This window comes from Nakamurella sp. PAMC28650, from assembly GCF_014303395.1.
In the GTDB taxonomy this organism is placed as follows: Bacteria; Actinomycetota; Actinomycetes; order Mycobacteriales; family Nakamurellaceae; genus Nakamurella.
In genome coordinates this window covers 3,671,948-3,685,581 of sequence record NZ_CP060298.1, presented here as the reverse complement: position 1 = coordinate 3,685,581, position 13,634 = coordinate 3,671,948, and the positions used below count along the sequence as shown (strand labels likewise).

Genomic DNA, 13,634 nt, shown 5'->3' with positions numbered 1-13,634 from the left:
TGTGCCGCAGACCTGAAGGTGTGAATCCGTCGGTCCGGATCGTCATCGGCGGGTCGTCGTGAGATGCTCCAAGCCAGGCCGGGCGCGCCCCGGACCGGTCCACCGCCGATACCCCGGAGGTCACCCGCTGATGATGTCGTTCCGCCGACGAACCCGTCGACCGGCCCGTCCACGGCTGCTGGCCGTTGCCCTGGCCATCGCCCTCTCCTTCGTCTCGCTGACGATGGCGGCCGGCAGCGCCTTCGCCGACGGCTACCCGACGGCCGTCGACGTGGGCAGCATGGCCGCCGTCGGTCCGTTGTTCTTCGATGGGCTGGACAACGACCACGGCTGCACGGCCAGCGTGATCGCCAGTCCCAGCCACGACCTGGTCATCACCGCGGCGCACTGCATCCAGGGGACGGGGTCGGGCGTGCTCTTCGCCCCCGGCTATCTCAACGGGGCGACGCCCTATGGCGTCTGGTCGGTCGACCGCGTTTACGTGGACCCCTTGTGGAAGTCCAGCGGCAACACCCAGCACGACTACGCCATCCTGAAGATGGCGCCCGAGGTGTTCCAGGGCAGCCGGATGCTGGTGCAGAACGTGACCGGCGCCGACGATCTGGGATTCGCCCCGCGGCGGGGAACGCTCGTCACGGTGCCGGCCTACTCGACCGGCTCCGATGACGCGCCGATCAGCTGCACCAACACCGTCTACCTGCAGTCCGGCTTCCCCGCATTCAACTGCCACGGCTACGTCGGGGGGACCAGCGGGTCACCGTTCCTGTCGCAGTTCGGACGGGTCCAGGTGGTGGTCGGTCTGATCGGGGGTCTGCGCCAGGGAGGTTGTCAGGAATACACCTCCTACAGTTCGTACTTCGGCCCCGACGTCCTCAAACTGCTGAACCGGGCGAGCCTGGGTCTACCCGCCGACGTCGTGCCGGCGGCCGGGAGTGATGGCTGCTAGCAGCGTGTCGCGACCACCGGGCAGCCCGAGACGTGTTCCGCCTCGCGGGATTCACTCCATTCGGCGCCGCACACACGGCACAGGCGGTGTCCGGGACCGCGTGCGAACAGGGCGATGACCGGGTCGCCCCCGGCCAGCGCGTTGGCGGCGAACGAGTAGATGCTGAGCTCGTCGTCGGTCTGCTCGTCCCGGGGTTTGTCGACGATCTGCTGGATTCGGGTGAGCGCGTACCTGGTCCACGCCGACCGCAGTTGCTCGTCCTGCTCCATCTGCCCCGCCTGCCCTGTCGTCCGGCAGTGACGGTTCCGCCCGCTGCGGCCCCATCCCACTCCCGGACGGGCCCGGGCGCCGTCCCGATATGAGACTCGATCCATCAGGTGGTCACGATCGACCGGATCAGGCCACTCGGTCAGGCCACTCGGTCAGGTCACCGAGGTCTTCACCGCGACGCCCCGGTCTTCACCGCGACGCCCCGGTCACCCTTCAGGTGGCCGACCCACCACAGGGCCGCCCCGAGCACGAACAGGACACCGCCGAACAGACACACGCTGCTCCACCCGAACCGCTGGAACAGCACTCCGGACACCGCCGACCCGATCGCGCCACCGACGAAAACCGTTGTCATGTAAACGGTATTGATGCGGGCCCTGGAATCCTCCGACAGCGCGTAGATGTCCCGTTGCCCGAGTACCTGATGGCCCTGCACTGCCAGGTCGAGCATCACGGCCGCGATCGCCAACGTGACCACGCTGGCCGATCCGACCCCGGCCAGCACCATCGCCAGGATGCCGATGACGATGGCTCCGAGCCGGGCCGGATGGCCCAGACCCCGATCGCCCAGCCGTCCGGCCAGGGGGGCGGCGACCGCGCCGGCCGCCCCCACCAGAGCGAAGATGCCGACACCCGCCTGGCTGAAGCCGAATCTTCCGATCAGCTGGTAGGCGATCGACGTCCAGAAACTCGAGAAGGCGGCAAACTGGAGACCCTGCACGATGGCTCGACGACGGAGCATCGGTTGACCGGCGACCAGTCGGCCGACCGAGGCGAGAAGCGAGAAGTAGGAGCCGGAATGCTCGGGGCGCCGGGTCGGCAGCACCCACATCAGCACCGCCGAGAGGGCGAGCATCAGCACGGCGGAGATGACGTAGATGGTGCGCCAACCGAACGCGGCGGCCACCAGGCTGGACAACGTCCGGGCGAGCAGGATGCCCAGCAGCAGCCCGCTCATCACCTGCCCGACGAACCGCCCGCGCTGTTCCGGCGGGGCCAGGTGGGCCGCGAACGGGATCAGGATCTGAGCGACCACCGAGGTGATCCCGACCAGGACCGACATGGCCAGGAACCAACCGAAGTCGGGGACGAAGGCCGCAACGCCCAGGGCCACCGCGGTGGCGACGAGGGTCCGGCAGGCGAGCGTCCGGTTCTCCAGCAGATCACCGAGCGGCAGCACGAGGGCCAGGCCGACCGCATAGCCGAGTTGGGTGGCCGTGACCACGACGCTGGCCGCGCCCCGGGTGACGTGGAACGACTGGGCGATCACCTCCAGCAGGGGCTGCGAGTAGTACAGGTTGGCCACCGTGAGGCCGCAGGCCACGGCAAGCGCCCAGGTGATGACCCGGAGGCTGAACCGGGTCTCGGTCGACCCCGTTCCGGTGGGGGGCGAGCTGGTGGCGGGCTCCGTTCCGCCCTTGCTGCTGGACGCCATGTCGACCGTCCTTTCGTCTGGGTAAGCACCTGCCATGGTTCCCGGTCGACCGGGTGCACCACGCCGAGTCCGCCGTGATCCCGCGCACAGCCGGCGATGCCAGGTCCCGAGGTAGCGGATCCTCCGCAGCATGACCACAGCCGCGCAACCGCAGGCCGATCCACTGCCGCCCTGAACTGTTCGGGTCGCCAGCCTGCGTGCTGGTGGGACTGTTCACAGTGTTGCTCACCCCGGGGCTCGGGGGGCGCCGCTGGTAGGCAGATAGACCGGCGCCGCCCGTGAGACGTCGGTGCCCGGGCCGTCAGGCAGAGGCCGCAGGTCAGGTCGGAAACATGAATGTGGTGCCATCACTTTGTGGCCACCGCACCCAGGTCTTGCCGTCGGGCGTGACTGCCATGGCGTCATAGGTGCGGCTGGCTGGCCGCAACCAGGCACAGCGTCACAGGAGTGGCTGCCCCGAAGCTGCCGAGCCGCGCCTTCCATCCCCCAGGGGGTCGGGGGCCATTTTCGGTGACTCCGGCCACGGTCGTGTCGAGCGCAAAAAATGGTTGTTCGAAGTGAGCTCGGCAGACGTCCATCGCCGACTTGCCAGACAGTGGGTTCACCGTCGACAGGGCCGGCCCGGCGGGGCTGCTGGGTCTGGAAGCCGTCGCAAGGGGCGTGGCTGCGCTGCGCACGTGTGGAGCTGGCCCTGCGGTGAGCAAGGCCGCCGCGGTGCCGACGACGAGCAGCACCGCAGCCGCCGCCAGGACTGGCCAGAAGAGGCGAGCACGAACAGCTTTCGGCGCACCGTGTGTCCGCTGCGCTGACTGAGCAACAGCGGCCGCGGATGATGCTCGATGTGCCAGCCGTCCCAGGGTGCGGCGTAGATCGTCCTCATCCATCGTGTTTCAGTCCTTCACCAACGTTGTGTTGGCAACGATGCGTGGCTGGACCCAGAGATGTGGGACCGGACTGTTGCGGCGTTGCATTCCGAGAGGGCGACGATGCGGTCATCTGGGAGATCCAAGCAGGTCGGCTTACCAGCTGACGACGCAACACCGGAAAATCCTTGACCGCCGCACATCCAGTCTCGCAGGACATCGGAACGACAGCCAGGGCCGGCGAGGTGTGCGTCCGAAGAATTACGGCAGGCTGTGCCGTCCCGATGGGGGAACGCTCTACGGTGACGGAGGCGTTGGACAAACCGGACAGGCGCGACATCTCCAGGTCACCGGTAGCTGATCGGTCAAGTCCGGCCGCCCCCCCGATTCGGTGTCGACGAATGTTGCCCTGCCTACGACGGCCGCTCAGATTCGCCTCGGGCATCCTGGAAGACATGAGCAACCCCATGGACGCATTCCCCGGGTTCTTCGATCGAGCCGACCCCTCACCTGACGGCGAGTTCTACTCCGTCCCGCGGCTGGTCACCCATATCGACGACCAAGCCATCGCCGCTGTGGCGGCTCTGTACGCAGAACTGGGGGTGGACGGCGATGCAGCCCAACCCCACCGGGTCCTGGATCTCATGTCGTCCTGGACCTCACATCTGGTGAGCGCCCCGGCCGAGCTGATCGTGCTGGGCCTGAACCAGATCGAGTTGGACGCCAACAAGATGGCCACCGAACGAATCGTGCAGGACCTCAACGTGGATCCGCGACTTCCGCTGGCCGACAAGTCGATGGATGCAGTGCTGTGCTGTGTGTCGGTGGACTACCTGATCCATCCGGTGGAAGTACTGGCCGAAACCGCCCGGGTCATGCGACCCGGCGCGCCCATCGCCATCACGTTTTCCAACCGGTGCTTCCCGTCCAAGGCGATCCGAGGCTGGCTGGCCACCGATGATGCCACCCACGGCGCCATCATCGGTGAGTACCTGCGGCTCGCCGGCGGATTCACCCCCGCCGAGATCACTGTTCGCACACCCAGCGGCAACTACCCCGGCGATCCCCTCTACGCGGTTGTCTGCCGCCGCCGCTGACCTGCTCGGCTGACAACGAAGGTCGAGCCAACAGGCGAGCGAGGGTCGTGGACGCCGATGTCGTCGTCGATCTGCCTCTGCGGCGGGAACGATCTGCCCACCTTCAACGGGGCAGCGTGGACAGAGATCTGGCCGCCGATCCCGGGCCCCGGCGTGATTTCCGTATCCTGCCCGACGACCAGTTCGTGTGCCGCCCCGGACAACGACGGCGGGATGGTCATCGGCCGGAGGTGACCGGACCGGAAGGTCCGACAATGCAGCGAGAAACTCAACTTCGTATCCATGTCGGCGTTCCAGCACTGAGGAGGTCAGCAACCGAAGGTCTTGCGAATGCACAGAGCCGGCCCGTTCGCCGGGCATTGCCAGGAACATCGCGAACAGTGCAGAAGCGCGGATGCAGAAGCGAGCGGGCGGATCGACCTCCGGCCGACCCGCTCGCTCGCAAATTGCTGTGCTCGATGGGTTGGGCCTTCGGGACTAGCCCATCACCGCCGCGCAGGCGGGGAGGGCCTTGATGGCTGTCCCGACTCCGGCCGGAAGTTTGACCGCATTCAGCGCGGTGGTCTGCGGCCCGGCGTTCTGGTCGGCAGCAAGCGAGATCAGCTTGCTCGGATCGCCCGAGCTCGTCGCCTTGCCTGCGGCGACCAGGATGTCGCCCTTCTCCTTCAGTGAACCGATCTGCTTGGTGGCGTAGTCGGCCCCACCGGTGAATCCGGGCGGTGGCAGCGGCGACAGGGTGTTGGCGATCTCGATGAAGTCCTTGCCGGTCTCGGTCAGGAACGGCGATGCCGCCTTTGCTTTGTCGGCATCGGACATGGAGCCCTGCGTCGCCGCCTTGAGCTTGGACGCCAGCTGCGCAGGCTTGGCCTGGCCGGTGCAGAGCGCCGAGAACCAGGCGGCGCTGTCTGCGTCCAACTTGCCGTCCGCAGAACCGCTGGCAGCCGGTGAACTCTGGGGTGCCATCGAACCGGCCACGGCCGAGGTCATCACGCCAGAACTCGCGGCTCCGGAAGTGAGGGCCCCCGTCCCGGCCGGGGCCGACTCGGCCGGAGCGGAGGACATGGCGGCCGACGATGCGGGAGCAGAAGATACGGGAGCCGACATCGCAGGAGCCGAGGGTGCGGGAGCGGAGGATGCGGCACTGGACGTCGCCGCGGAACTGCCGGCTGCGCTTGACGATGCGGTCGGTGTACTCGATCCGCAGGCAGCACTGACCAGGAGCACCAGAGCTGCACATCCAGCCATGATCGAACGTCTTCTGAGCACGGTGATTTCCACACTTTCTACGATGGACAGGGGGACGTCAGGGATGGGCTGGCCTTCTCCTGACTCACACGGAGCAACATGTTCTTACAGATCGTAATCGGAAGACCTGTTTCAGGTCACTATTTCCCCGGCCCGACGCGGCAAAAAGCCCAACATCTACCCACTCGATCCCGCCGGCCCCCGATCGTGCTCTGCACCGGCCACCAACAGTGACCGGATGAGACCGCTCACACCCTTCCGGGGAGCGCGGAGACATACTTCCGCTGATCAGTAGGCGATGCTGCCTGCGAGTACCTCGGTGGTGGGAGGACTGTCGCCGGTCAGACCGCCGGGCTCCAGCCGAGTGCCGGGCCGAGAACGGTGGCGATATCGGTCAGGATCTGTACGTAGTCCTCGTGCTCGAAGCTGAACGGCAATGCGAAGGCGACCTCGTCGATCTCCCGTAAAGCGGCATGCGCGTAGAGCTGTTCGGCAATTTCTCCGGATGTACCGACCAGATCGGCGGCGAACATCAACCTGGCCGGGCCCTGGGGCGTGGCCGTCCGGGGGGTGCGGGCCTCCGCGTAGGCCAGATACTTGGCACGCTGTTCAGGCGAAGCGGTGTCGGTCGGGATGACCACCAGACCCTGCGAGACCCGCGCGCGGCGGCCGTCGGGATGATGGGCCCGGAGGGCCTGGATGTGCGAGAGCTGGATGTCGGCGAAGTCCTCGGATTCCTCCGCTTTGACGACGCTGCTGGCGAGCAGATTCATGCCGTGCTCGCCGGCCCACTGCGCCGACCTCAAACTTGCTGCGCCGTACCACATCCGGTCGGCGAGACCCGCTGCGTGGGGCTGGACCCGGTCCGAGAAGACCTCTATCCCTTCGACGCCGCTGAAGTCCGATGCGGTCCCACCGCCGATGAGGCGCAGCAATCGCTCCACCCGCTCGTAGCTGAAGTCCTCGAACTCTGCGGTATCGGGGTAGAGGGCGTCCTTGATCCGGTCGAAATGCATCGGCGGGCCCACGCTCACCCCGGGGTTGATCCGGCCACCGGACAGGATGTCCACGGTGGCGAGGTCTTCGGCGAGACGGAGCGGGTTCTCCCATCCGAGGGGGATCACGGCCGTGCCCAGTTCGATCCGGGTCGTCCGCTGGGAGGCCGCCGCGAGGATGGCCACCGGTGAGGAGATCCCGTACTGGAGGTGCCGGTCGCGCAGCCACGCGCTGTCGAACCCCAGCCGTTCCCCGAGCTGGATGACCTCCAGCGTCGATTCGTGACCGGGGCGGGGATCAGCGCCGTCGAAGACGCCGATGGTGAGGAAACCCAGCTTGCGCAGTGGGTCCGACGGCAGGGGCATGCGGTCCTCCTTGATGACCTTCATTCTGCCGCACGCGTCCGGCGAAGCAGATCATCTGGTCCGTGTGGGGAAACGGACAGTCTTTCGCCAACATGATTCAGGTGGTGATCACCGCGCAGAGCTGGCTTTCGAGTGTAAGGCTGGCCCGAGCGGCGCTTTCGGGCGAACGGCGACTCACACTGACGCAATGTCCATGCCCAACAGAGCCCAGTCCGCGATCGTGTCCTACAACCGTCACCGGGGAACGCGCTTCGTCTCGATGGATGAACTGGCCCGGGACCTGGGTCTGGGCGCCAGACCGCGGTCCGACGCCCTGGAGTGGATGACCGGAGTGCTGCAGGCGGCCGAGGAGGCCGACAGCCAGTTCGGCTGATCGGTCCCTGCCCTCCGCCTCGAGCCTGACCGCAACGGATTGCCATGTGCACGGTCAGCCTTGCCGTGCTCGCAGACCGTCGACGGAACCGGGCGGGTACTAGCCTCGCGCTTTCACGCGGATACTGACCGGGGTGTTTCGAAGTAAGCGAAAGGTGCCCCTACCTGCGATAATGAGGGTCTTCGAGGTCCACATCGTCAGCAAACTGGAGCACCTTTCTGATGCAGCAGCCTACCGGCTTCTACCCGCCGTTGACAGTGGACACGACCGCGAAGCGGGTGGTGTCCCACGCCGGTGCGGTGCTGCTGGTCGCCACGGCCGGCAGGGTCGGTTTGGACCGGGAGTTGTCGGCGGCGTTGGCGCCGTGGCGCAAGCAGTGGGCAGTGCTGGACCCGGGGAAGATCCTGCTGGACCTGGCGATCAGCGTCGCCATCGGCGGGGACTGCCTGGCCGACATCGCGGCGCTGCGCAGCGAACCCGCGGTGTTCGGGCGGGTCGCGTCCGACCCCACGGTGTCCCGGCTGATCAACACGTTGGCCGCCACCCCGCAGGCGGCGTTGGCGGCGATCAACCGCGCCAGAAGCGTTGTCCGCGATCGGGTGTGGAGACTGGCCGGGAAGGATGCCCCCGACTTCGAGGCGTCGCGGGACCGGCCGTTGATCATCGACCTGGACGCCACGTTGATCACCGCCCACTCGGACAAAGAGTGGGCGGCGCCGACCTACAAGAAAGGCTTCGGGTTCCATCCGTTGGGGTCGTGGGTCGATCACGGCCCGGACGGCACCGGCGAGCCGCTGTCGATGATGCTCCGCACCGGTCGGGCCGGCGCCAACACCGCCGCCGATCACATCGCGGTCACCAAAGACGCGTTGCGGCAGTTACCGTTCGCCCGCCGCGGCGGTCGGATCGGCCGGATCGGCCAGAAGGTGTTGATCCGCGCCGACGGTGGCGGCGGCACCCACGAATTCCTGGGATGGCTGGCCGGACAGGGACTGTCGTACTCGGTGGGGTTCGGGTTGTCGCAGGACATCGTGGACAAGATCAACCAGATCCCCGACCAGGGCTGGACCCCGGCCTACGACGGCGACGGGAAGGTCCGCGACGGGGCGTGGGTCACCGAACCGACCGGGATGCTGACGTTGAAGACGTGGCCGCCGGGAATGCGGGTCATCGTGCGGGCCGAACGTCCGCATCCCGGGGCGCAGTTGCGGTTCACCGACGTCGACGGGAACCGGTTGACCGCGTTTGTCACCAACACCACCGGTGGGCAACTCGCAGATCTGGAGTTGCGGCACCGGCACCGGGCCCGCTGCGAGGACCGGATCCGCGGCGCCAAGGACACCGGATTGCGGAACCTGCCGCTCACCGGGTTCGCGCAGAACCAGATCTGGGTCGCCGTCGTCCAGTTGGCCACCGAGCTGACCGCCTGGTTGCAGATGCTGGCCTTGACGGGTACCGGAGCGCGCCGTTGGGAACCGAAACGACTGAGGCTTCAACTGTTCTCCGTCGCCGGGATCATCGCCCGCCGATCCCGACGCACCTACCTTCGGCTGTCCGGGCACGCCCCGCACCGGCACCTGTTCACCACCGGCCTGACCCGACTGCACACCCTCCCGCAGGCCACTTGACCCCAAGCAACCCCACCCGACCAGCAACAAGAAGAACCACCGGAACGTGGAATCCGGCACCACCCAGGTGACCTTGGGTCGCTCCGACGAACCCGCAGACCCCGCGGCGGGCGTCACAACACCAGATCTATCGCGCAGAGGGAAGGCCGACCATCTCAAGAAAGATCGAGGCTAGTGCCTAGGTCCAGTAGAAAATGTGACCGCACCTGATGGAAGGTCGTCGAATCAAGGGTTGATGTTCACCGGCAGATCACTGGCGGTTCACCCTCAATTCAGCGGAGCCCCCACACGGCTGTCTACCTGCTCTCGTCGCATGACGGATACGGACTCGGTCACGTGCGCCGAAACGTTCTGGTGGCAAAGGCGATACTCCAGCGTGATCCACGGGCGCTGGTGACGTTGGTGACCGGAGTTCCGCGGAAACCCCCGTGGCTCCGCGACGCCCAGCTGGAAATAGTCGCGGTACCGCCGATGGTCAAAGGAAGCGACGGGTCGTATCGGCATTCCACCATGTCCATTCCGATGGCCCTGGCGGAGCGTGCCCGGCTTTTCACCGAAACGGTGCGAAGAATCCAACCGGACATCGTCGTGGTGGACCGTCATCCGTTCGGTACGGCCGGTGAACTGCGACCGGGGCTGAACGCGGCTCGACGCAGTGGCGCGACGATCATCCTCGGGCTGCGCGACATCATCGACGAGCAGGACGTCGTCCGGCAGGAATTGGCTTCACCGGCCTGGCAGGGCGTCGCCGATGTCTACGACGGGATTCTGGTCTACGGCAACCCGGCCCTGTGCGACCAGGAAGCGGAATACCAACTTCCCATTCGTCCGGAGTACTGCGGTTGGGTGGTCGACACCCCCGTCATGACCCCGGCGGACAAGGATCTGCTCGTCGTCAGCGCCGGTGGCGGGGGAGACGGGGCGGCGGTCTTCCTGCTGGGGCTCGGCGCGGTCCGACTGCGCCCCAGGATGCGGGCCATCCTGGCCGCCGGCCCGTTCGCGGCGGACTGGGGCGGCGGTGTGATCGACTCCGATCCGGCGCTGGCGGCCAGGGTGCGGCTGGAACGGGCCGGCGGCGCGACCGGGGATCTGCTCGTCGGTGCCGGTGCGACGGTGCAGATGGCGGGCTACAACTCGACCGCCGAAACGCTGGTCGCCGGTCTTCGCCCGGTGCTGATCCCTCGCCGCACCCCCCGACGGGAGCAGGCCATCCGCGCCGCGCGCCTGGCTTGCCTGGGACTTGCCGACATGGTGGACGAATCGGCCTCACCCGCGGAGGTCGCATGGCTGCTCGATCAACCTCGCGGACTACCGGTGGGCGCGTGCGCCCGGGCCGGCATCAGCTTCGACGGTGCCGGGGTCGCGGCAGCCAGACTGACCGGCACGACCTTGGCCGGGGCAGCGTGAGGTCCATCGGAGCCGGTCTCCATGACTACGCCGGCCAGCAGCGTTGGCCCTTGACCCTCGGTGCGACGCTGGCGGTGGTCGAGGTGCTGGTGGGCCTCGCGGCACCGTGGCCGCTCGCTCTGGTGGTCGGTCACGTGCTGACTCCTGGTGAGCCCCTGGCAATCTCCAATTCTTCGGCCGTTCTGCTGGCCGCTCTTGCGATGTTGGCCATCGCCGGAGGAGCGGGTCTGGTCGACTACTGGTCGACACGATTGTTGTCCTCCGCCGGTTTGCGGATGGCGGCCGAGATCCGGGTGGACGTCTTCAACCATCTGCAGCGAATGTCGTTGCAGTACCACAGTCGTCAACGCGTGGGCGATCTGACGACGCGGATCACCGGCGACGTCGACCGCATGCAGGACCTGTTGGTGCAGACGCTGTCGGTCCTGATTCCCAATGTGCTGCAGGTGGCCGGGATGGTCGCCGTCATGGTGGCACTCGATGCCGGGTTCGCACTGATCGCGCTGAGCGCCACACCGTTGATGGCGGTGGTGGTCTTTCGCTCGACCCGGGCGCTGACAGCGGCGGCGCGGAGCGCGCGCACAGCAGATGGTCAGGTGGCCGCAGCGGCCTCCGAGGGACTCAGCGCCGTGCACCTGGTCCAGGCGTTCTCCTTGGAGATCCCGATGCGACGACACGTCACCGGGCTGATCGGGGAAAGCACCGCGAGCAACCTGGACGCGGTCCGTCTCCAGGCCCGGTTCAGTCCGGTCGTGGACCTGGCCAGTGCCGTCTCCAGTGCATTGGTGCTGTGGGTCGGGGCGACCAGGGTGCTCGACGGGCAGCTGAAGTTGTCGGTCCTGCTGGTCTTCCTCGGATACATCGCGACGTTGTACAAGCCCCTGAAAGCGCTGGCCAAGCTCTCGACGGCCTTGTCGAAAGGACTTGCCGCGGCGGACCGGGTGCTGGATGTTCTGGAGAGCGAACCGGAGGTCCGTGACCGGCCGGACGCCGTCACGGTCGGCCGGTTGACCGGCCGGATCGACTTCGAGCACGTCGGGTACACCTACGGCCGCGAACCGGTCCTGCGGGACTTCGACCTCACCATTCGCGCTGGTGAGACGCTGGCCCTGATCGGCCCGACGGGAGCGGGCAAGAGCACGGTCGCGGCCCTGGTCTCACGATTGATGGACCCGCAGAGCGGCGTCGTGCGGATCGACGGTCTCGACGTGGCGGACCTGACCCTTGCCTCGCTCCGGTCGCAGGTGTCCCTGGTCCTGCAGGACTGCGTCCTGCTGCACGGATCGCTGCGCGCGAACATCGCGTGTGGTCGCCCGGGCGCCTCGGAGTCCGATATCCGCCGGGCCGCCCGGCTGGCCCTGGTCGACCAGTTCGCGGACCGACTGCCCGATGGTCTGGAGACCCTGGTGGGCGAGCGGGGCACAGCGTTGTCAGGCGGCCAACGGCAACGCGTGGCCATTGCACGGGCGATCCTGCGCGATACCCCGATCCTGGTCCTGGACGAACCGACCAGTGCCCTGGACGCGCTCTCCGAGCAGCTGATCGTCCATGCCCTGGACCAACTTCCGGCCGGACGGACCACTCTGATCATCGCCCATCGCCTGTCCACGGTTCGGCGTGCGGATCGCCTGGCCGTGATCGCGAACGGCCGGATCGCGGAGATCGGTCCGCCGGAGAAGTTGTTGCAGGCCAACGGTCTCTACGCCGATCTGATCGGCGCGGCGAGCGTCACCCGGTCGCGCACCGTGGATCCTGACGTGAGAGTTGGCCTGAAGTGAGCCCGAAGTCATCACCGGCAGTCGACACGCGTCCGGTGATGTACGTGCTCAAGCGGTTCCCGCGGCTGTCCGAAACCTTCGTCCTGCACGAGATCCTCGGCTCGGAAGCCGCCGGTGTCCGGGTGCTCGTCGACTCGTTGATGCCAGCCGAGACAGGCCCGTCGCATGCCGAACTAGCGGACCTGCAGGCTGTTGTCCGCGAGGTCGCGGCCCACCCCCGGTGGGCCCGGAAAGCGGTCTGGCAGGCCCATCTGGCCGTGGCTGCCCGGCACCCCCTCCGGTGGGTCGGCATCGCAGCCGCTGCCAGGCGTCAGGGCAACTGGCGTCAATTCCTGCAGGCCGGCCTGGTCGCCGACCGGATTCGCCGCGACGACGCCCGGCACGTCCACGCGCACTTCGCGACGGCGGCCACCGTGGTGGCGGCGATGGCGGCCAGGCTGGCGGGCATCACCTGCTCGGTGACGGCCCACGCCAAGGACATCCACCACCGGGACAATGCGTCCCGGCTCGGCGAGCGACTCGACGGAGTCGATGTCCTGGTCACCGTCTCTGCTGCGAACGTCGCGCACCTGCGCGAGGTTCTTCCGCCAAGAATGCGCGCCCGGGTGCAACTGATCCACAATGGCGTCCCGGTCGGCCTTCTCGCCCGGCCGGACCGGTCGACCAGTGTGCTGTGCGTCGCGAGGCTGGTGCCCAAGAAGGGCCTCGACGTCCTGCTCAGATCGACCGCGCTGCTGGTCCAGCGGTACCCGTCCCTGAAGGTCGTGGTGATCGGCACCGGCCCACTGCTGGCGGACCTGGTGGCGCTGCGCGCGGAGCTCGGTCTGCAGCACACCGTCGAATTCTTCGGCGCCGCAACCTCTTCGGAGGTGAGCGGGGCGATGAACAGCGCGAGGGTGGTGGCCCTGGCGTGCCGGATCGACGAGTTCGGCGACCGGGACGGCATGCCGACGGTACTGGTGGAGGCGCTGGCGCGGGGCGTGCCCGTCGTTTCCACCGATGTACCCGGAGTGGCTGAGCTGGTGCGAGATCGGATCACCGGGTTGGTCGTCCCACCAGATGATGTCGCTGCGTTCGCCGGGGGACTGGACGAGTTGTTGTCCGACCCGGCGTTGGCCCGCCGGATGGGGCTCGCCGGTCGCGACCTGGTGGCCTCCGATTTCGCCCCGGCCGAGTCGGTCCGAAGGCTGATCGACGTTTTCGCCACGTCGGCCGGCGGGAACCGGTGAGA

Annotated in this window: 11 protein-coding genes; 7 read left to right on the top strand and 4 right to left on the bottom strand. The window is 67.5% G+C overall.

Going from position 1 to position 13,634, the window contains the following annotated elements:
• The first annotated feature begins 130 nt into the window (after positions 1-130).
• Positions 131-946, top strand: a complete 816-nt coding sequence (locus H7F38_RS16635; RefSeq protein WP_187090877.1) for a serine protease — start codon at positions 131-133, stop codon at positions 944-946.
• On the opposite strand, the gene H7F38_RS16630 is transcribed toward H7F38_RS16635, so the two are convergent.
• Positions 943-1,215 (bottom strand): hypothetical protein, encoded by a 273-nt coding sequence (locus tag H7F38_RS16630; RefSeq protein ID WP_187090876.1) that lies wholly within the window; start codon positions 1,213-1,215, stop codon positions 943-945. The genes H7F38_RS16635 and H7F38_RS16630 overlap by 4 nt on opposite strands.
• Before the next feature lie 170 nt (positions 1,216-1,385).
• Positions 1,386-2,651 (bottom strand): MFS transporter, encoded by a 1,266-nt coding sequence (locus tag H7F38_RS16625; protein ID WP_187090875.1) that lies wholly within the window; start codon positions 2,649-2,651, stop codon positions 1,386-1,388.
• A gap of 1,318 nt (positions 2,652-3,969) precedes the next feature.
• Between H7F38_RS16625 and H7F38_RS16620 the strand changes: the two genes are divergently transcribed.
• Positions 3,970-4,611, top strand: a complete 642-nt coding sequence (locus H7F38_RS16620; RefSeq protein WP_187090874.1) for a class I SAM-dependent methyltransferase — start codon at positions 3,970-3,972, stop codon at positions 4,609-4,611.
• 477 nt (positions 4,612-5,088) lie between these two features.
• Here the strand turns inward: H7F38_RS16620 and H7F38_RS16615 are convergent, their stop codons facing one another.
• Together H7F38_RS16615 and H7F38_RS16610 are read right to left on the bottom strand one after the other, a co-directional pair.
• The gene (locus H7F38_RS16615) at positions 5,089-5,673 is read right to left on the bottom strand and encodes a hypothetical protein (protein ID WP_187090873.1); all 585 of its coding nucleotides are present in this window, start codon (positions 5,671-5,673) and stop codon (positions 5,089-5,091) included.
• A gap of 524 nt (positions 5,674-6,197) precedes the next feature.
• Positions 6,198-7,217 (bottom strand): LLM class flavin-dependent oxidoreductase, encoded by a 1,020-nt coding sequence (locus H7F38_RS16610; RefSeq protein WP_187090872.1) that lies wholly within the window; start codon positions 7,215-7,217, stop codon positions 6,198-6,200.
• A 187-nt stretch (positions 7,218-7,404) separates the two neighbouring features.
• On the opposite strand from H7F38_RS16610, the gene H7F38_RS16605 reads away from it, so the two are divergent.
• The 5 genes from H7F38_RS16605 (at position 7,405) to H7F38_RS16585 (ending at position 13,632) form a co-directional block, all read left to right on the top strand.
• Positions 7,405-7,590 carry a hypothetical protein gene (locus tag H7F38_RS16605; protein WP_187090871.1) on the top strand — a complete coding sequence of 62 codons (186 nt, stop codon included), beginning with the start codon at positions 7,405-7,407 and terminating at the stop codon, positions 7,588-7,590.
• A gap of 221 nt (positions 7,591-7,811) precedes the next feature.
• A complete protein-coding gene (locus H7F38_RS16600) occupies positions 7,812-9,218 on the top strand; it encodes an IS1380 family transposase (protein ID WP_187090722.1) in 1,407 nt (468 codons plus the stop codon).
• Between the two features lie 336 nt (positions 9,219-9,554).
• Complete coding sequence (locus tag H7F38_RS16595) at positions 9,555-10,625, top strand: hypothetical protein (RefSeq protein WP_187090870.1); 1,071 nt, start codon at positions 9,555-9,557, stop codon at positions 10,623-10,625.
• On the top strand, positions 10,622-12,403 hold the full coding sequence (locus H7F38_RS16590; RefSeq protein ID WP_187090869.1) for an ABC transporter ATP-binding protein: 1,782 nt from the start codon (positions 10,622-10,624) through the stop codon (positions 12,401-12,403). Before H7F38_RS16595 ends, H7F38_RS16590 begins: the two co-directional genes overlap by 4 nt.
• The gene (locus H7F38_RS16585) at positions 12,400-13,632 is read left to right on the top strand and encodes a glycosyltransferase family 4 protein (protein WP_187090868.1); all 1,233 of its coding nucleotides are present in this window, start codon (positions 12,400-12,402) and stop codon (positions 13,630-13,632) included. Before H7F38_RS16590 ends, H7F38_RS16585 begins: the two co-directional genes overlap by 4 nt.
• Positions 13,633-13,634 lie beyond the last annotated feature (2 nt).

Bases quoted from the DNA above. Each gene is read 5' to 3' on its own strand.
- H7F38_RS16605 (WP_187090871.1), top strand. From the start codon at position 7,405: ATGTCCATGCCCAACAGAGCCCAGTCCGCGATCGTGTCCTACAACCGT.
- H7F38_RS16615 (WP_187090873.1), bottom strand. From the start codon at position 5,673: ATGTCCTCCGCTCCGGCCGAGTCGGCCCCGGCCGGGACGGGGGCCCTC.
- H7F38_RS16635 (WP_187090877.1), top strand. From the start codon at position 131: ATGATGTCGTTCCGCCGACGAACCCGTCGACCGGCCCGTCCACGGCTG.
- H7F38_RS16630 (WP_187090876.1), bottom strand. From the start codon at position 1,215: ATGGAGCAGGACGAGCAACTGCGGTCGGCGTGGACCAGGTACGCGCTC.
- H7F38_RS16610 (WP_187090872.1), bottom strand. From the start codon at position 7,217: ATGCCCCTGCCGTCGGACCCACTGCGCAAGCTGGGTTTCCTCACCATC.
- H7F38_RS16625 (WP_187090875.1), bottom strand. From the start codon at position 2,651: ATGGCGTCCAGCAGCAAGGGCGGAACGGAGCCCGCCACCAGCTCGCCC.
- H7F38_RS16600 (WP_187090722.1), top strand. From the start codon at position 7,812: ATGCAGCAGCCTACCGGCTTCTACCCGCCGTTGACAGTGGACACGACC.
- H7F38_RS16620 (WP_187090874.1), top strand. From the start codon at position 3,970: ATGAGCAACCCCATGGACGCATTCCCCGGGTTCTTCGATCGAGCCGAC.